The organism is Bacillus sp. ZY-1-1 (assembly GCF_003047165.1).
GTDB classification, from domain to species: Bacteria; Bacillota; Bacilli; order Bacillales; family Bacillaceae; genus Bacillus; species Bacillus velezensis.
The window spans coordinates 2,805,420-2,823,267 of record NZ_CP027061.1; the positions used below are offsets into that span (position 1 = coordinate 2,805,420).

The 17,848-nt window shown below is 46.7% G+C and carries 18 protein-coding genes; 2 read left to right on the forward strand and 16 right to left on the reverse strand.

Translation table 11 applies throughout. From position 1 onward, the window contains the following. Positions 1-33 precede the first annotated feature (33 nt). The 8 genes from opp4C to C5I45_RS13905 form a co-directional block, all read right to left on the reverse strand. Complete coding sequence (gene opp4C / locus C5I45_RS13870; RefSeq protein ID WP_025851947.1) at positions 34-945, reverse strand: oligopeptide ABC transporter permease; 912 nt, start codon at positions 943-945, stop codon at positions 34-36. Positions 946-959: 14 nt separating this feature from the next. Then, entirely contained in the window at positions 960-1,910 is a 951-nt protein-coding gene (gene appB / locus C5I45_RS13875; RefSeq protein WP_025851949.1) for an oligopeptide ABC transporter permease AppB, read from the reverse strand. A 74-nt stretch (positions 1,911-1,984) separates the two neighbouring features. After that, the gene (locus tag C5I45_RS13880) at positions 1,985-3,613 is read right to left on the reverse strand and encodes a peptide-binding protein (protein WP_025851951.1); all 1,629 of its coding nucleotides are present in this window, start codon (positions 3,611-3,613) and stop codon (positions 1,985-1,987) included. 77 nt (positions 3,614-3,690) lie between these two features. Continuing rightward, entirely contained in the window at positions 3,691-4,680 is a 990-nt protein-coding gene (locus tag C5I45_RS13885; protein WP_025851953.1) for an ABC transporter ATP-binding protein, read from the reverse strand. Further along, positions 4,677-5,663 (reverse strand): ABC transporter ATP-binding protein, encoded by a 987-nt coding sequence (locus C5I45_RS13890; RefSeq protein ID WP_003155054.1) that lies wholly within the window; start codon positions 5,661-5,663, stop codon positions 4,677-4,679. Before C5I45_RS13890 ends, C5I45_RS13885 begins: the two co-directional genes overlap by 4 nt. A 173-nt stretch (positions 5,664-5,836) precedes the next feature. Continuing rightward, positions 5,837-6,622 carry a DUF2268 domain-containing putative Zn-dependent protease gene (locus C5I45_RS13895; protein WP_012117278.1) on the reverse strand — a complete coding sequence of 262 codons (786 nt, stop codon included), beginning with the start codon at positions 6,620-6,622 and terminating at the stop codon, positions 5,837-5,839. An 83-nt stretch (positions 6,623-6,705) separates the two neighbouring features. Then, positions 6,706-7,944 carry a beta-ketoacyl-ACP synthase II gene (gene fabF / locus C5I45_RS13900; RefSeq protein WP_003155056.1) on the reverse strand — a complete coding sequence of 413 codons (1,239 nt, stop codon included), beginning with the start codon at positions 7,942-7,944 and terminating at the stop codon, positions 6,706-6,708. 22 nt (positions 7,945-7,966) lie between these two features. Beyond that, positions 7,967-8,905, reverse strand: coding sequence for a beta-ketoacyl-ACP synthase III (locus C5I45_RS13905; protein ID WP_003155057.1), 939 nt, complete (start codon positions 8,903-8,905; stop codon positions 7,967-7,969). A gap of 167 nt (positions 8,906-9,072) precedes the next feature. On the opposite strand from C5I45_RS13905, the gene C5I45_RS13910 reads away from it, so the two are divergent. Then, on the forward strand, positions 9,073-9,291 hold the full coding sequence (locus C5I45_RS13910; RefSeq protein ID WP_003155059.1) for a hypothetical protein: 219 nt from the start codon (positions 9,073-9,075) through the stop codon (positions 9,289-9,291). A 29-nt stretch (positions 9,292-9,320) separates the two neighbouring features. Here the strand turns inward: C5I45_RS13910 and C5I45_RS13915 are convergent, their stop codons facing one another. The 4 genes from C5I45_RS13915 to C5I45_RS13930 form a co-directional block, all read right to left on the reverse strand. Beyond that, a complete protein-coding gene (locus tag C5I45_RS13915; RefSeq protein ID WP_003155061.1) occupies positions 9,321-9,512 on the reverse strand; it encodes a ComZ family protein in 192 nt (63 codons plus the stop codon). 12 nt (positions 9,513-9,524) lie between these two features. After that, positions 9,525-10,478 (reverse strand): BMP family ABC transporter substrate-binding protein, encoded by a 954-nt coding sequence (locus C5I45_RS13920; RefSeq protein WP_003155063.1) that lies wholly within the window; start codon positions 10,476-10,478, stop codon positions 9,525-9,527. A gap of 89 nt (positions 10,479-10,567) precedes the next feature. Next, entirely contained in the window at positions 10,568-11,134 is a 567-nt protein-coding gene (locus tag C5I45_RS13925; protein ID WP_041481852.1) for a Rossmann-fold NAD(P)-binding domain-containing protein, read from the reverse strand. A gap of 82 nt (positions 11,135-11,216) precedes the next feature. Then, positions 11,217-11,951: a lipase family protein gene (locus C5I45_RS13930; protein WP_069013065.1), complete on the reverse strand. Its 735-nt coding sequence runs from the start codon at positions 11,949-11,951 to the stop codon at positions 11,217-11,219. A 260-nt stretch (positions 11,952-12,211) separates the two neighbouring features. Here C5I45_RS13930 and C5I45_RS13940 point away from each other — a divergent pair, with 260 nt between their 5' ends. Beyond that, positions 12,212-12,397: a YjzD family protein gene (locus C5I45_RS13940; RefSeq protein WP_003155069.1), complete on the forward strand. Its 186-nt coding sequence runs from the start codon at positions 12,212-12,214 to the stop codon at positions 12,395-12,397. Between the two features lie 36 nt (positions 12,398-12,433). Here C5I45_RS13940 and C5I45_RS13945 read toward each other — a convergent pair whose 3' ends face one another. From C5I45_RS13945 to C5I45_RS13960, 4 genes are all read right to left on the reverse strand, one after another. Further along, on the reverse strand, positions 12,434-12,613 hold the full coding sequence (locus tag C5I45_RS13945) for a YjzC family protein (RefSeq protein WP_003155070.1): 180 nt from the start codon (positions 12,611-12,613) through the stop codon (positions 12,434-12,436). 75 nt (positions 12,614-12,688) lie between these two features. Beyond that, entirely contained in the window at positions 12,689-13,660 is a 972-nt protein-coding gene (argF, locus tag C5I45_RS13950; protein WP_015388451.1) for an ornithine carbamoyltransferase, read from the reverse strand. Further along, entirely contained in the window at positions 13,648-16,743 is a 3,096-nt protein-coding gene (locus C5I45_RS13955; RefSeq protein WP_107994451.1) for a carbamoyl-phosphate synthase (glutamine-hydrolyzing) large subunit, read from the reverse strand. Before C5I45_RS13955 ends, argF begins: the two co-directional genes overlap by 13 nt. Next, positions 16,736-17,794, reverse strand: a complete 1,059-nt coding sequence (locus C5I45_RS13960) for a carbamoyl phosphate synthase small subunit (RefSeq protein ID WP_079004793.1) — start codon at positions 17,792-17,794, stop codon at positions 16,736-16,738. Before C5I45_RS13960 ends, C5I45_RS13955 begins: the two co-directional genes overlap by 8 nt. Positions 17,795-17,848: the final 54 nt, after the last annotated feature.

The following is a 17,848-nucleotide window of genomic DNA, read 5'->3' on the forward strand; positions in this document are numbered from 1 at the left end:
TTGCAACAAAAAATCTCCCGTTCGTCCGGGAGATCATTTCACATTTTTCGGATCAAGCGCATCACGCAGCCCGTCTCCGACAAAGTTGAAGCACAATACGGTAAGAAGAATGAACAGTCCCGGAAATAACGGGTACCACCAAGCCTGAATCATAATCGTAAAGTTCTGTGCATCCTGAAGCATATTGCCCCAGCTTGCGATCGGCGGCTGAATCCCGAAACCGAGATAACTTAGCGCCGATTCGGCCAGAATAACCGATCCGACTTTTAAAGTGGCTGACACAATAATCGGTCCCAGCGCATTGGGCAGGATATGTGAAAAAATAATTTTATGTGTTTTTGTTCCGATTGTTTTAGCGGCTAATACATATTCTCTCGATCGCAGGGATAAAAATTCTCCCCTGACCAAACGAGCGGTTGTCGTCCAGCCCGTCAGACAGAAAATTAAAATTAATTTATCCACGCCTGGCTTAAAAATTGTAACAAGCGTAATCAATAAGAAAATATCAGGAATGGAAAGAACTATATCCACCAACCGCATAATAGCAGCATCTGCGAAACCTTTAAAATAACCCGCTACCGCTCCTAAAATCGTCCCGATAAAAATAGAGCCGACAACAGAGGCAAATCCGACTAGTAAAGAGATTCGCGCGCCGTACAGAATCCGGCTGAAGATGTCACGTCCGAATTTATCCGTTCCCATCAAATGTTCTAGACCCGGCGCTTTAAATTTATCAAGCAGGTTTTGCTGCTCTTGAGAATAAGGAGCAATCACCGGTGCAAAAATCGCTGACATAATAATCACGAACAGAATAACAGCACCTGCAACCGCCAGTTTATTTTTCGAAAACTTTTCCCAAAAGATTTTTGTCATGGTTTCCGGTTTCTCAGCAATATTTTCTTTCAGCCCGATCTCCGGTGACGGAGATGTGTTCAGCTCAGCCATCGATGTCCCCCCTTTTAATATTCAATTCTCGGATCAACCACTGCGTATAAAATATCAGCGACAAGGTTGCCAATGACCACAAGAACAGCTGAAATGACGGTCATCGCCATAATGACGGGATAATCACGCTGAAACGCTGAATCAACAAACAGCTTTCCTAACCCCGGCCATGTGAAAATTTGTTCGACAACGACAGATCCTCCGATAAACGAGGGAATCATCAAACCGAAAATTGTAATGACGGGTAATAATGCATTTCTCAATCCGTGTTTAAATAATACACGGTTCTCTTTGAACCCTTTCGCTCTCGCTGTACGGATATAATCCTGATTTAATACATCAAGCATATTGGATCTCGTGTATCTCGTCAGTCCGGCCATGTCAGCTGTAGCTAATACGAATGCAGGCAGAATTAAATGATGAATCCGGTCAAATATATTGAAATCGGCATTCAGCGTCTCGACACCGCCGGTAGGAAACCAGCCGAGATTTACTGATAAAATCATAATCAAAATTAATCCAAACCAAAAGTTTGGAATGGCCAGACCTATAAATGAGGTAAACGTAATGCCATAGTCGAGCTTTGAATAAGGCCGCTTTGCCGACAGGACACCAAACGGAATAGAAATCATAAGTGCCAAAATCGTTGAAACGAGCATCAGCAGCAGCGTATTGGGCATTCGGGCCATAATCAATTCTGAAACAGGCGTTCCTTTTCTTACAATTGACGTTCCGAAATCGCCCTGTACCATGTTACCGAGCCACTTTAAATATTGAACGTACTGAGGATCATTCAAACCGTATTTTTCAATAAACTGCTCTCTGTCAGCCTGGCTGATTTTCGGATCCATCATTAATGTCATCGGATCTCCGGGCGCGGCTTTCATAATAACAAATGATAAAATTGTAATTCCCAATAAAATCGGGATAGACATTAAGGTTCTTCTGAGAATATATGCAGCCATATACTTGTCCCCCTTTACTTTCCTTATTAAAAACAGAAGAGGGAGAAAACGCTCTCCCTCCCCTTAAGGGAAAATTATTTTGCAAGCCACCATTTTTCGATATTATACAATTCACGTTTCGGATGATATTTGAATCCTTCAAGATTTTGCGGCATTGCCATATGGTTGTTAGGGTAATACAAGAACGTATACGGCTGATCTTCCGCAATTTTTTGATAGATCTGCTCATATTCTTTTGAATACTGCTTTCTGTCACTGATTGATTTTGCATCTTTCATGAGCTTATCCGCTTCGGCATTTTTATACCAAACGTAGTTTAAGCCCTTTTTAATCTGGCTTGAATGGAAGATGTCATATTGATCCGGGAATGTGGATAAACTCCATCCCATGACCATTGCATCAAAATCCCAATTCGGAGGGTTCATTTGTTCAACGAGAGCGCTCCATTCAACGATCTGGGTCTTCACTTCAATGCCGATTTTTTTCAGCTGTTCCTGGACGACAACAGCGATGTCTTCACGGACTTTGTTTCCTTGGTTCGTTTTAAGCGTAAACGAGAATTTCTTTCCGTCTTTATCCAGGATGCCGTCACCGTTTGTATCTTTCCAGCCGGCTTCTGCAAGCATCTGTTTCGCTTTTTTCTCGTTGTACGCAAATTTCGGAACTTCTATATCTTTAGGGTAGTTCCAAGATAAAGGGGATTCCGGAATGTAGGCTACCTTGCCGTCTCCGTCTAATACCTGGCTGACGATTGACTCGCGGTCAAGAGCGGTTGTCAGCGCCTGACGGACCTTTTTATCTTTAAATAATTCATTTTTTTCATTCCACCCGATGTACACGTAACTTAATGCCAAATCAGTAACGACTTTCAGATTATTAAATTTTTCAGCCGTTTTGTAGTCAGTGGCGGGCACATTAAAGAAATTAATATCGCCTGCCTGCAGCTGAGCAACGGCAGCATTTGCGTCGGGAATGACTTTATACGTTACAGTATCTAAATACGGTCTTCCTGCAAAATAATCATTATTCGCTTCGAGTTTAATATATTGGCCCTGCTTCCATTCTTTAAACTTAAATGGTCCTGAACCGATCGGTTTCTTTCTGTTAAATTCATTTTCTTCTAAATCAGCAATCGGAACATTACCGAGAATGTGCTTCGGCAGAATGGCTGTGCTGTCTAACGCATTATTATAAAAATTACCGTCTTTATATTTCAGCTTGAACAATACTTCGTAATCGCCTTTTTTCTCTACGGATTTCAGCATTTCATATGTTGAGCCGCGTTCTCCCTTGTAATCTTTGCTTAAAGGGACACTGTACGTAAATACGACGTCATCTGCAGTCAGTTCTTTTCCGTCATGAAACTTAACGCCTTTTTTAATTTTCACATCATATGCTAGGCCGCCGTCTAATTCTTTAATATTTTCAGCGAGTGATAATTTCACGTTCAGTTTTTCATCCGTTTTCGTTAAAAAGCTGTACAGCATATTTTCAATATCCGTACTTGCGTCATCTGTAGAATACAGAGAGTTAAAAAGTGTGGGTTCCCCGATTGACCCGACAACCAAATCTCCGCCTTTTTGCGGTTTTCCTGCCGGTTTGGATTCGGTGCTTGTGGATTTTGAGCCGGAGCAGGCTGACAGGAAGATGGCGAGCGCCATAAAAACACTTAGCATCATCAGTGCGCTTTTACGTAATTTCATATCAATTCCCCCTTTGTGATATATATGCAGCAAACTGGTTATGTAATCCGGCATACCCCCTCTCGATGCTTGTCATTTCAGGCATATAAATGGCAGGCGACGTAATGGCCGGGAGCGGCTTCTTCAAATGCCGGGATTTGTTCCTTGCAGATCGGTTTGGCCATCGGGCACCGCGTGTGGAACACGCAGCCTTTCGGCGGGTTTGCCGGGCTTGGCAGTTCTCCTTTCAGGATGATTCGTTCCCGCTTGACGGCGTCTTTTTTTCTCGTGACGGGCACTGAAGACAAAAGCGCTTGCGTATAAGGGTGAAGCGGATTGCCGTACAGCTCGTGTTTATCGGTCAGCTCCATCATTTTTCCCAGATACATGACGCCGACTCTGTCGCTGATATGGCGGACAACACTCAAATCATGAGAAATAAACAAATAGGTCAGGTTGAATTCATCCTGCAGTTCTTCCATCAGATTGATGACTTGGGCCTGAATGGAGACATCGAGTGCGGAAACGGGTTCATCCGCAATAATCAGCTCGGGATTCAACGTCAGAGCCCGCGCAATCCCGATCCGCTGGCGCTGCCCCCCGGAAAATTCGTGCGGATAGCGGTTTGCAAAGCTCGGGTGAAGGCCGACTTTCGCCAGCAGCTCCTCCACTCGCTCGTTCCGCTCGCTCATGCTGTACATATGGTGAGTCTGGAACGGCTCTTTAATAATGGAACGCAGCGTTTTCCTCGGGTTAAGGGATGCGAAGGGATCTTGGAATACCATCTGGATGTTTTTGCGGACGCTTTTTCTCAGCTTTTCTTCAGATAAGCCGGAGATATCCTGCCCCTTAAAAAGAATCCGGCCGTCTGTCGGCTTGTATAAACGGATCATCGTCCTTCCCGCCGTTGATTTGCCGCATCCTGATTCACCGACGATGCCGAGCGTCTCCCCGCGCTTCAGTGAAAAAGAAACGCCGTCAACAGCCTTTATATCACCGACTTTCCTTTGAAAAAAACCGGAGCGGATCGGGAAATATTTTTTTACGTCTTTCAGCTCTAAAATCGTTTCTTGGTCTGCAGCTGTCATTTTGATTGGGCACCCTCTTCCTCATATAAAAAACATCTTACAGAACGGCCGCTTTCATGCGTTATCAGCTCCGGCTGCCCTGTTTTGCATTTGTCCATCGCTTTTGAACACCTCGGGGCGAATCGGCAGCCTTCCGGAAGATTATCCGGTGTCGGGACACTGCCTTTGATCGCTTTTAATGTATCAATCTCTCCATCTATCACCGGTATGGAGTTTAACAGCCCTTCGGTATACGGATGAAGAGGGTTTAAAAATAAGTCCTCCACACCCGCACTCTCTACGACTTGTCCGCAATACATAACGATCACCCTGTCGGCGGCTTCGGAAACCACACCTAAATCGTGAGTGATCAGCAGAATAGAAGTATCGAATTTTTTGCAGAGGTCTTTCATCAGCTCCAATACTTGGGCTTGTATCGTCACATCAAGCGCCGTCGTCGGCTCATCAGCGATCAGAAGCTTCGGATTGCAGCTGAGCGCAATGGCGATCATCACCCTCTGTCTCATCCCTCCGGAAAGACGGTGCGGATATTCTTTCATCACTTGTTCCGCTCTGGAGAATCCGACGAGTTCCAGAAGCTCAACGGCTTTTTTAGCCGCTTCTTTTTTATTCATTTTTTTATGGTATTCAAGCACTTCGGTAATTTGTTCGCCGATGGTCAGCACCGGATTCAGGGAAGTCATGGGCTCCTGAAAGATCATAGAGACGTCATTTCCGCGGATTTTGCAATATTCGTTTTCGGTGAAGGAGGCCAGGTCCCTGCCTTCCAGCTTAATCGAGCCGTCCATAATTTTTCCGCCCGAGCTTTGGACAAGTCCCATAATAGAAAGCGAGGTGATGCTTTTGCCCGAGCCGGATTCTCCTACAAGAGCGACGGTTTCGCCTTTGTTAATGTGAAAATCAACCCCGTCGACTGCAGGGATCGGCTGTTTCTTTCTGAAAAAATAGGTCTTTAAATTATTCACTTCTAATAGTGTGCTCATGATACGCCCCTTTCTCATTCCGCTGAAGCAGAGGGAAACATACGTTTCGCTATCACAAAATATAGAATAGTCGAAAAATTTTATAGTTGTATATTATTACATCATTATTACAAAAGCAAGAATTTTTTAGGATAAATGTAATATCCTTAAATAATTTCCATTCTTTTAATCTATTAAAGCGTTGCTTCCAGAAAGGTTTTTGAAGGGATGGCCAATGCTTCTTTTACTGTTTTTTGATGGTCGGTTAAATATTTTTTTACTATATTGAATCCGACGGCATAGCCAAGCATTGAGGGGAAGTATCCTTTTCCGTATAACAGCTGGGAAAACATTCTGCTGTCTCTCGTTAAGCGGAGGTTCGGCTTGACTCTTTTTTCAAACAAAAAATCAAGCTGCTCAGGCGTATAGTAGGACGTCCATTCCGCCGTAAGACTTGAGCCGAACCGCTCATATACAGCATATTCTGCCAGCCCCTCCATCATGATTGTATCAAGAAATGTCTCATCTTTTTCGTCCTTTGTCACATGTTCTAACCGGCAGACGTGATTATATTCATGTGTCATAAGGGCGGATACAGCTGAATTGGAACTATCCGACGATAGAAAGAGGAACATTTTGTCCCGAAAGGCCAGACCGGATTTTGATCCGAATTCCTGACGGATTTTCCGGTTTCGTTCATCAACGGGCAAAACTACGATCGGCACGTCCGGCCCGTTCCACTTCTCCTTTAAATAGGCTTCCTCCTTTTGTATATGGCTGTAGCATCCTTTTTCTTTCAGCCGTTTACTGGTCCTAACGCCGTCCTTCAGATGGCGGAACATGCCGTGGTTTTGCAGCATCCCGAGTATCGGCTTCCACTCTTTCTTATCGGCCCCTGAAAAAAGCGGCAAAAGATGCGGGGCCAGGTCATTTACGGATGCCGCCTTTTCCATCCATTGATATGTCTGCTTGACGCTCATACCGGTTCGCCTCCTCTTGTTGTTATCATATGCACGCACAAAAAAACCGGCCACCTTTTTCAGGCAGCCGGTCAAAAACTGTATTATTGATATTTTTTAAAGATCAAAGTGGCATTATGTCCGCCGAAGCCGAGCGAGTTGCTGAGAACGATGTTGACATCCTGCTCGCGCGCTTTGTCCGGTACATAATCTAAATCACACTCTTCATCAGGTGTTTCGATGTTAATCGTCGGCGGGATAATGCCGTCTTTAATTGCCATGACGGAGAAGATTGCTTCAATTCCTCCGGCAGCGCCTAACAAATGACCCGTCATTGATTTTGTCGAACTGACGGCAAGCTTGTACGCATGATCACCGAAAACGGTCTTAATGGCTTTTGTCTCGTATTTATCATTGTAGTACGTGCTTGTGCCGTGAGCGTTGATGTAATCAATTTCTTCAGGCTTGATGCCCGCATCTTTGATTGCTTCCTGCATCGCTCTTGCACCGCCTTCCCCGTCTTGGGCAGGCGCGGTAATGTGGTAGGCGTCACCCGTTGAGCCGTAGCCGACAATTTCCCCGTAGATTTTCGCACCGCGGGCAAGGGCATGCTCAAGCTCTTCAAGCACGACGATCCCCGCGCCTTCTCCCATGACAAAGCCGTCACGGTTTTTATCAAACGGGCGGCTTGCCGTTTTCGGATCAGGATTTGTAGAAAGGGCTTTGTTTGCGCTGAAGCCCGCAAATGACATTCTTGTCAGGGGCGCTTCCGTTCCGCCCGTAATCATCGCATCGGCATCGCCGCGCTGAATGACTTTAAACGCGTCACCGATAGAGTTCGTTCCCGTCGCACATGCCGTCACCGTACAGGAGTTGACTCCTTTTGCTCCGAGAGCGATTGAGATTTGGCCTGTCGCCATATCCGGAATCATCATCGGAACAAAGAACGGGCTGACCCTTCTCGGCCCTTTTGTCAGGAAGATTTCGAATTGGGATTCAAGCGTTTCAAGACCGCCGATTCCGGACCCGACCCAAACGCCGACTCTCGGCGCGATCTCGTCTGTGATGTTCAGACCGGCATCTTGAACGGCCATTTTCGCGGCTACGACAGCGTATTGCGTGAAGCGGTCCATTTTTCGCGCTTCTTTTTTATCCATGTGATTTTCAATATTGAAATCTTTCAATTCAGCAGCTACTTTCGCCGGATACTCGTCCGATTCCACACGTGTGATCGGTCCGATTCCGGATACGCCGCCGATTGCATTTTTCCAGCTTGTTTCGGCGTCGTTGCCAAGCGGAGACAAGGCTCCAAGCCCTGTAACGACTACTCTTTTTTTACTCATCTTGTGTGCACCTCACCTTTTTTTATCGTCCCCAGCGTAATGCTATGGCGCCCCATGTCAATCCTCCGCCGAAACCGACCATGACGATGACGTCGCCGTCTTTAATTTTGCCTGCTTCCAGTTCCTCTACTAATGAAATCGGAATGGATGCTGCGGATGTGTTTCCATATTTATGGACTGTTTTAGACATCTTTTCAACCGGAAGCTCCAAACGTTCCCGTGCCGCTTCCATGATGCGGATGTTTGCCTGATGCGGAATCAAAAAGTCTACGTCCTCTTTGGAGAGGCCGGCTTTTTCAATAACATTTACACTCGATTCACCCATTTGCCGGACGGCGAATTTGAATACTTCTCTTCCATGCATGATTGTATGCCCTTTTTCATCTAAGTACAAGTGCTGACCGCCTGTACCGTCTGCTCCGAGCTCAAATGAAAGTATGCCTCTGTCGTCGCTGACCGGTCCGATGACCGCCGCTCCGGCTCCGTCTCCGAACAGCACAGCCGTATTACGGTCGTCCCAGTCGGTAATGCTTGAGAGCTTTTCCACGCCGACCACGAGGACATGTTTGTATGTTTGCGATTCAATGAATTGTTTGGCGGTTACAATACCGTACATAAAACCCGCACATGCGGCGCTGATATCCATCGCGCACGCTTTTTTGGCCCCGAGCTTCTCTTGTATCATACAGGAAACGGTCGGGAAAGACTGGTCAGGAGTAACCGTCGCCACAAGGATCATATCAAGCTCCTCAGCGGAAATGCCGGCCTGATCAAGCGCTTTTTGCGCAGCCTCAGCGGCCATGCCGGATGAATACATATCTTCAGCGGCGATTCTTCTTTCTTCTATACCTGTTCTCGTACGAATCCACTCGTCCGATGTATCTACCATTTGTTCAAGATCATGATTTGTCAGCACTTTTTCCGGGATGTAACGGCCGACGCCAAGAATTCCAGCTTTCATTGGAAAAGACTCCTTTTTTATAATGAATTTAAAACTAATTAGTTATGATCAATTATTAGTATCAGGTACTAATTCTACCCTATTTTTTTTCTGTTGGCAATATATTCGTCTAAACTATCGGACGCTGCTCCTCATAGAATAAAAGGAAGACGAAAGGAGGCTTCACTATGGATATTTTCTCCAAAATGATGTTCGGCGATTCCAGAGACCGGGATAAAGAACCGGAAGAAAACCCGGAGCAGCCTCAGGCTGAAAACGAAGAAGAGATCGATTACAACCACGTGTTGAATCAGCTGGGGTCCATCATGAACTCCCTGGATCAATTAAAGCCCGTATTTAAAGACTTTGCGCCGATGGTGTCCGCCATAAAGAAAAAAATCATGTGAAAAGCCACTTCATGAAAAAGTGGCTCTCTTTATTTATTCAGCTCCCCGGCATCAGATCTGCCAAGCTCATACGCTTCCGCCATGACCGATGTAAACAGGTCCATAAACGGCTGAATCATTTCCATAGACAGATCTATGCCGGATTTCTCAAGCTCCGCCTTTGCTTCCGGCAAGTATTTCATCGCGATCTGCATAAATTCAAGAGACTTTTCATGCTGCATGTGTATCCACCTCTATTCATTTGACGGCAGTTCATTTGTTTGATTATACGTTTTGACAAGGTCTGAGATTTTGTCTTGAAACGCTTTGTCCACCAGCGGGCTGAACGTCCCCATTTCAACGACTCCTTCCCTGAAATCAAAGTCGTGATCTCCGCTCTTGAGCGTACCTTTATTATATTGCTCGGCAATTAATGTATAGGCTTTATCTACGTTTTGCACCGTGCTTGTCAGCACCGTGTTTTTGCCGAGATTCGATTGCTCGGCGACATAGCCGATGGCGTAAAGCCCGTCTTTTTTGATTTGCTGAATGACAGGAACATTATACCCGTCTCCGGCCGGATATACAACATCCGTGCCCTCCGCTTTTAACTTCTCGTAAAGATGCAGCGCTTCATTGCCGTTATCCCAGTGGTCCGTAAATTCAGTATTGACGGTGATATCAGGCTTTTCATATTTCGCCCCTTTGATAAAGCCGTCTACTTCAGGCTGCCACAAAAAGGAGGCGATGACACCGACCTCATTGGTTTTTGACATATGGGCGGCCGTCATTCCCCCGAAAAAACCCATTGCTTCTCCCATAAGGTGAACGCTTGTGACATTATCGCTTTTCGCCGTTCCGTTTGCGACGACGAATTCCATGTCGGGATAATCCTTGCTGATCATATTGAAGATTTCCTCGTATTCATTTCCGTGCCCGTATAAAAGATTGACTCCTTTTTTATGAAAATCATCTATCGCTTTTAAAATATCTTCATCGGATCTGATATTTTCTTTATAATAAACGTCAACGTTAAATTCAGATTGTATCGCTAATAAACCTTTGTAACCTTTTGTGCCCCATACCAAGTCACTGATGGTATCGGGGAAAAGCATTCCGACCTTCTCAATTTTTCCTTTAAACGGAGTTTGTGTGCATCCGCTCAATAAAAGGAGGACAGAAAAGATCATGACAAGCCTGGTGATCAAGCCATGTTCAACCCCTTTTCAAACTCATAACATGTATAATTGATATACGTTTATTGTAGCGGTAATGCACATAACATGGAAGGTATTTCTTAAAAAATGTCGAATATTGATGAAAATTGTCTTTTCCATTCTTTAATTTTTTCTTCCGCTTCCGTTTTTTGCGTTTTTTCTTTTATTTCCAGGGTAATAATCTGATTTTCGTCTTCTGTGCCGTCAGCCTCAAGCTTATTCATCAGCCCGCAGACCGCGTCTTCTAAAAAGATCCTGCTTTCGCCATCTTCTTTTGCTTCCGTCCACGGACCGTAAAGGGGAGGAAGGATAATCGCTTTTGCCGTATCCCGCTGACCGTTTTTTTCCCAGTCTCCGTGATCCTCACTGTAAACAATCCAATATAAAGGCTCAGCCCTTTTTTCAGGCAGACACCCGCTCCCGTATTGAACGCAGATACGATCGTATTCCTTTTCACCGATTTTCTCTATTATTTGAAAAAGCCCGTTTCTCGCGAGCCACATTAAACGTTCTTCTAAATACAGCTGCCTCGTTTTGTCCTCCGGTTCTGCCAAAATGACATCAACGTGCACACCTTCATCCATCAACCGTTCGCACAATGAAAGGCCGAGAAATTCATCTGCTCCAATGATCAGCGCTGTTTTCATCACATCTGCCGCCTTTCCGGTTTTTCATACACACACAAGCCAAACAGCCCTCTGAAAAGAGATGGCTGTTGTATTCTATTCATTACAGGTCTTTTTCATGACTGCGGAAAAACCGGCAGATGGCTCTGTACATACGAGCAGGGTTCTCAAGCAGGTGATACGTGATATCAATCTTGCTTCCGGTCTTTTCCCGGGCTTCTTTATACGTGTTCGCGTGCAGGGTGTACGGGTACGGCGCTCCGGTCGTTCTTTGCCATATATGTACCGGCACGCGGGTGCGGCAGCCGGTAATGGTCTGATAGCTCAGTGAGCTTGCCTCTTTTTCAGAAACACCGAAGCTTTGTGCCGTTTCCCTCAGAAACTGCTTATAAAAAAACTTATTTTCTTTCTCTGATTCAAAATGGGCTTGAAGGTCAAGACAAGGATCTAACATTGCGGCTGAACGGATATGCTCCGGTGAAGACTGCAGCAATTGATCGGCGATGAGGGCGCCCATGCCTTCTGCGAGCAAGTGTATTTTCGGATTGAGGGTTTCTTGTTTCAGCACATAATGAATCAGCTGTCTGGCGTAAAGGGCGGCTTTTTCCGAACCCCAATGCCGTCCGTATAAATTGCTGTTGAAAATGGTGTACCCTCTGTCAAGCAGCGTATTTAACAGCTGGTTCCTCCCTTCATGTTCGAGCCAAAAGCTTGAGTCCCGGCTGACAAAGTGAGTTCTGTCCCCCAGAATAAAGATACAGAAGCCGTTCGGCCGATACGGCAGATGGATGACGTTCAGCTCAGATCCGAATTGGAAAAATCTTTCCGTTATCCCCATGCCTGCCCGCCTCCTTTTACTCCTAATCTCTCTATTGGCTATCATATGTAAAAAGAATGAAAACGGATCGGATAAACTCCTATTTGCTGCTATGTTTTGGCTATTATCCCAAGCACGGGAACCGAATTTTCCGTCAGACGGCAAGACAGGCGGGCACATGTCAGTTTCAGGCGCGCTTTTTGATGAGAAAATGACCTTCCGCCCGCGCTTTATGTATGGTATGATACAACGTAGAATAAAATGAAGGACGAGGTGGAAACGTGCGGTTTATTATCGGTTTTATTTGGACGTTCCTTTTAACACATATGGCCTGTTATTTGGTCGCCTCCATGAACAGCGCGGCGTACAATTTCAAGCAATCATCCGTTATTGCCGTGGTTATTGCGGTGCTAGTCTTTGTTCTTGCGGAGATCATGCCTGTCAAACAGGATGCAAACCAGCATTAAATAAAAAAACCTGCTATTCAGCAGGTTTTTTTGTGTTCACGGTTTTCGTTGGTACGTCCACAATCTGTTGTGGTTTGAAGTTTCAGGGAACATTTCTCCCACCGTAAGCTTGATTTTTTGCGGATTTTTGACCATGCTTCCCGTTTCGCCGATTTCAACGTACACACCGTTATTCGGCGCTTTTTGTCCCGGGCGGAATTGATGCTGCTGTCCCACGTCATTTCCTCCTTTTTCTTTTTTATGTAGTATGCGCTTGTATGCGGAGAAATATCAAAAACCGCTGAATGAGATTCAGCGGTTTTTTTGTTCATCCTGTTTGTATAGAAGAGCTTTCAGGAGCGCTTTTTGCGCGTGAAGCCGGTTTTCCGCCTGCTGGAATACCGCAGAGTTCGGGCCGTCGATAATCTCGGACGTGACCTCTTCTTCCCGATGCGCCGGCAGGCAATGCAAAAATGTATAGTCGGGTTTGGCGAGACTGACGAGTGAGGCGTTGACTTGATACGGAGCAAACACATTCAGCCGCTGCTGCGTCTCTTCCTCCTGCCCCATGCTCGTGAAGACGTCGGAGTAAATCACGTCTGCATCCCGCACCGCTTCCTGCGGATTTTCGGTAAGGGTGATTTTCGCTCCGGAAACAGCCGCCGCTTCTTTCGCGGCATTCACCGCCTCTTCCTCTGCTTCATAGCCTTTCGGCGAAGCAACCGCAATGTCACAGCCCATTTTTGCGCAGCCGATCATAAGTGAATGCGCGACATTATTTCCGTCACCGATATAGGCGACTTTTACCCCTTTTAATTTTCCTTTTATTTCTTGTATTGTTAACAGATCCGCGAGTGCCTGACACGGGTGATACCGGTCGGTCAGCCCGTTTATGACGGGAATATCAGCATGCTCGGCAAGCTCTTCGACTTTTTCATGCTCAAAGGTGCGGATCATAATGGCATCAACGAAGCCGGACAGCACCTTCGCCGTATCCGCGACCGTCTCCCCCCGCCCAAGCTGCAGGTCGCTGCTTGAAAGAAATAGTCCCGTTCCCCCGAGCTGGGCCATTCCCGCTTCAAAAGACACACGTGTGCGGGTTGAAGATTTTTCAAAAATCATCGCCAATGTTTTCCCTTGGAAAATCGGCTGTATCGGATGTTGTTTTAATAATGAAGCTTCTGTCAGAAGCGCATTGATGTCTGACGGGCTGACATCTTTTAATGAAAGAAAATCTTTGCCGTACAAATGGGTTAATGTGTGTTCCGCTTTTATTGTGTGCATGATGCCACTTCCTTTTGATAAAGATCTTTGAGCGATACAGGCTGAGGTTTGCCGGAGCCGCTTGCTAAAAATGCCTTTACGGTTTCCGGTTCAGTAAAGACCGTCACACCGTGCGTCATGGCTTCGATCCGTTGTTTACGCGCTTCTTCAGAGTGATTGAAATTAATATGGACCGCTTTATCCTTTCGCTCTGCCCATGCCGGGAACGCATCTTTGCATACGGTAAATCCCGCCTCTTGAGCCTGACGTTCCAATTCCGCATCACAGCCTTCCAGATAGATGCTGCCTTTTTTCTCCCAGACGTGCGCGTAGATTTTTTTCAGTGCGCTTTCTGCGTCAAACGCGACACACATGCCTTCTCCGGTCGACTTCATTTCCGGCCCGGGCTTTACGTCCACATCCTGAATGGCGTGAGAAGAAAAAACCGGGAATTTCACTGCCGTTCCGTGCTGATTTTGAACCTCGGGCTTGATGTCTTTAAGGGAAGCGCCGGCCAGCAATCTGGCGGCAAGCGGGATCATCGGCACCCCCATCACCTTAGACACGACAGGAACCGTGCGGCTTGCCCGGGGATTCACTTCAAGAACGAGAATATCCCCTTTGTCATCAATGACAAACTGAATGTTCATAATGCCTTTAAAAGCCAGTTTTACCGCGATTTTTTCGGCGGCCTCTTTTATATTCCGCTGCATATCAGGTGTGACAGACGGACCCGGAAGAATCGCAAAACTGTCGCCCGAATGGACGCCGGCCCGTTCAATGTGCTCTGTGTAAGTCGGCACGAATACTTCATGTCCGTCGGAAATCAGATCGATCTCCAATTCTTTTCCTGTAATGTACTGATCGATCAAAATCGGGTACGGCATGCCCGCTTCTTTTCCCAGCAGCTCTGACATTTGCGCTTCTGAATGAACGATGATCATGCCCATCCCCCCGATGACATAAGACGGACGGATCAGCACGGGGTAGCCGATTCGGCTTGCTTTTTCCGTTGCTTCTTCTTTTGAATAAGCCGTTTCGCCTTTGGCATGTTTGAGGTCAAGATCGTCAAGCAGCTGATAAAACAGATCCCGATCCTCCAGTGCATCAAGGGTTTCAAAGGATGTTCCGAGCAGCGGAATGCCCGCTTTTTCCAGCGGTTCAGCGGCATTGATCGCGGTCTGTCCCCCAAACTGGACGATGGCAAAATCAATGTTTTCATGTTCCGCCACGTTTAAAATATGTTCTGTCGTCAGCGGTTCAAAATAAAGCCGGTCGGCGATTTCATAATCCGTGCTTACTGTTTCCGGATTGTTATTGATCATAATCGTTTCATATCCCAGCTTTTGCAGGGTCAGAACGCCGTGGACGGCGCTGTAATCAAATTCCACTCCCTGACCGATGCGGATCGGGCCTGAGCCGATGATGAGAGCGCGTTTTTTCTCTTTTCGGCTGACATCTCCGTCGCTTTCCCCAAGGTAGGTGGAGTAGAAATAATTCGTCTTGGCATCAAATTCAGCGGCGCATGTATCTACGATTTTAAACGACGGGACGATGCCTGATTTCTTTCTGAGAGCACGGATGTCTTCTTCCGTTTTTCCCGTGAGAGATGCGATCATGACATCCGTGAAGCCTTTTACCTTCGCCTGCTTTAAAAGCGGGACAGACAGATGATCCCCTTCTTCCATCAGCTTGTTTTCTAATGTGATGATATTTCGGAATACATGGAGAAAAAACGGGTCAATTTTCGTTTTGGCATGGATATCTTCTATCGTTTCACCGCGGCTTAACAGTTCCATGACGACGAAAAATCTCCGGTCATCCGGCGTTACCGCTAATTCCCACAGCTGATTGATCGTACAGCCGCCGAGTTCAGGCAGGCGGGTGCCGATCGTTTTCAGCTCAAGGGAGGCCGCCGCTTTTTGAATGGCCGCTTCCATATTTCTTTCGATCGCCATGACCTCTCCCGTCGCTTTCATCTTCGTTCCGAGCGTGCGGTCGGCATGTTTAAATTTATCAAACGGCCAGCGCGGGAATTTGACGATGACATAATCAAGCGCCGGTTCAAAGCTTGCATAAGTAGAGCCCGTCAGCGGATTTTTCAGTTCGTCGAGCGTATAGCCGACGGCAAGTTTCGCCGCCATTTTGGCAATCGGGTAGCCGGTCGCTTTTGACGCGAGGGCCGATGAACGGCTGACACGCGGGTTTACTTCAATGACATAGTACTGTTTGCTGAACGGATCCAGCGCAAATTGAATGTTGCAGCCGCCGACCACATCCAGCGCCGAAATAATCGCCAGGCTTGCGGAACGCAGCATCTGATATTCTTCATCCGTTAACGTCTGGGACGGTGCGACGACGATAGAGTCTCCTGTATGCACGCCGACGGGATCGATGTTTTCCATATTGCAGACGGTGATGCATGTATGATTGCTGTCGCGCATGACCTCATATTCGATTTCTTTAAATCCGGCGATGCTTTTTTCGACGAGGCATTGGCTGATCGGGCTTGCTAACAGCGCCTGTTTAATAAGCGTCTGAAACGATTCTTTCGTTTTCGCGATTCCGCCTCCCTTTCCGCCTAATGTGTACGCCGGTCTCAGAATAACCGGAAATCCGATAGACTCAGCGAAGCGGAGGGCGTCTTCTTCGTTGTCGACGATTTCGCTTTCCGGAACGGGCTGGTCGAGCTCTTTCATCAGGGCGCGGAACTGCTCCCGGTCTTCGCCTTTTTGAATGGTTTCCACCGATGTTCCTAAGAGCTTGACGTGATGCTTCTTCAGCACGCCTGCTTCTTCAAGCTTAACGGCTAAATTCAATGCCGTCTGGCCGCCCAAATTGGCAAGCAGACCGTCGGGCTTTTCTTTTTCAATAATGGCCTCGATGCTGTCGGTTGTGAGCGGTTCAAAATATATTTCATCGGCAAACGCCTCATCCGTCATAATCGTTGCCGGGTTGTTATTGACTAGAATAACGCGGTATCCTTCTTCTTTCAGAGCCATGCAGCCCTGCGTTCCTGAATAATCAAATTCAGCCGCCTGGCCGATGATGATGGGGCCGGAGCCGATGACTAATATGCTGGAAATGGTTGTATCTTTAGGCATGAGCGATTTCTCTCCTTGCTGGTATCACTTTCTCTAGAAATTCATCAAATATCCACTCGCTCTCAGCCGGACCGGGATGAGCTTCAGGGTGGAACTGGACGCTTAATACAGGAAGGCGCTTATGAATGAGCCCTTCCACTGATGTATCATTGACATGGTGAAATCTGATGGACAGCTCGTTTTCGTCAATTGACGCTTCATCGACGACATAGCTGTGGTTCTGGCTTGTCATAAACACCCTTTTCGTTTTCCGGTCAATGACGGGATGGTTGGCACCCCTGTGGCCGAACGGCAGCTTATACGTATTTCCTCCGAAAGCCAGGGCAATCAGCTGATGCCCGAGGCAAATGCCGAGTGCAGGGAAATCACTGAGTAAAGATGTAATCCGGTTCATGTACGGCGCAATCGCTTTCGGGTCGCCCGGGCCGTTTGAGAGCACGATTCCGTCAGGCTGAATGTCATAAACGGCGTCCATCTGCTGATACGGAATGACCGTTACTTTACAGCCGCGCTTTACAAGTGACGAGGCGATTGATTTTTTATAACCGAAATCAATCAGCGCAATATGCCGGTCTCCGTTCCCCATTGAAGTGATGTCTTCAGACTGCGCCAGCTCCGCCGGATTTTGTGTTCCGGATGCTGCGGGAATTTCTCCTGCTGTTGACACAGCAGCGTTCATCGTGCCGCCGGAGCGGATGGCTTTGACGACGGCCCGTGTGTCCACTTCGGTTAAGAGCGGGATGTTCCATTTATTTAAATACTCTCTCAAGCTTGAGACTGCTTCATGGTGAGAAAAATGTTCACACGCTTCATAGACGGCAACAGCCTTGACTTGAGGAATTTTACTTTCAAGGTCTTTTTCATTAATTCCGTAGTTTCCGATCAGCGGATACGTAAAGACGATGATCTGACCCTTATATGACGGGTCTGTAAGCACTTCCTGATAGCCCGTCATTCCGGTGAAAAAAACAGCTTCGCCAACACAGCAAGCCTCTTTTTCAAGTTCACCGCCGAATGATGTTCCGTCTTCCAATACTAAATAGCCTTTCATCTAAAGCCCACCTCTTGATGAATAATTAATTAAAAATATGAATTTTTATACCTT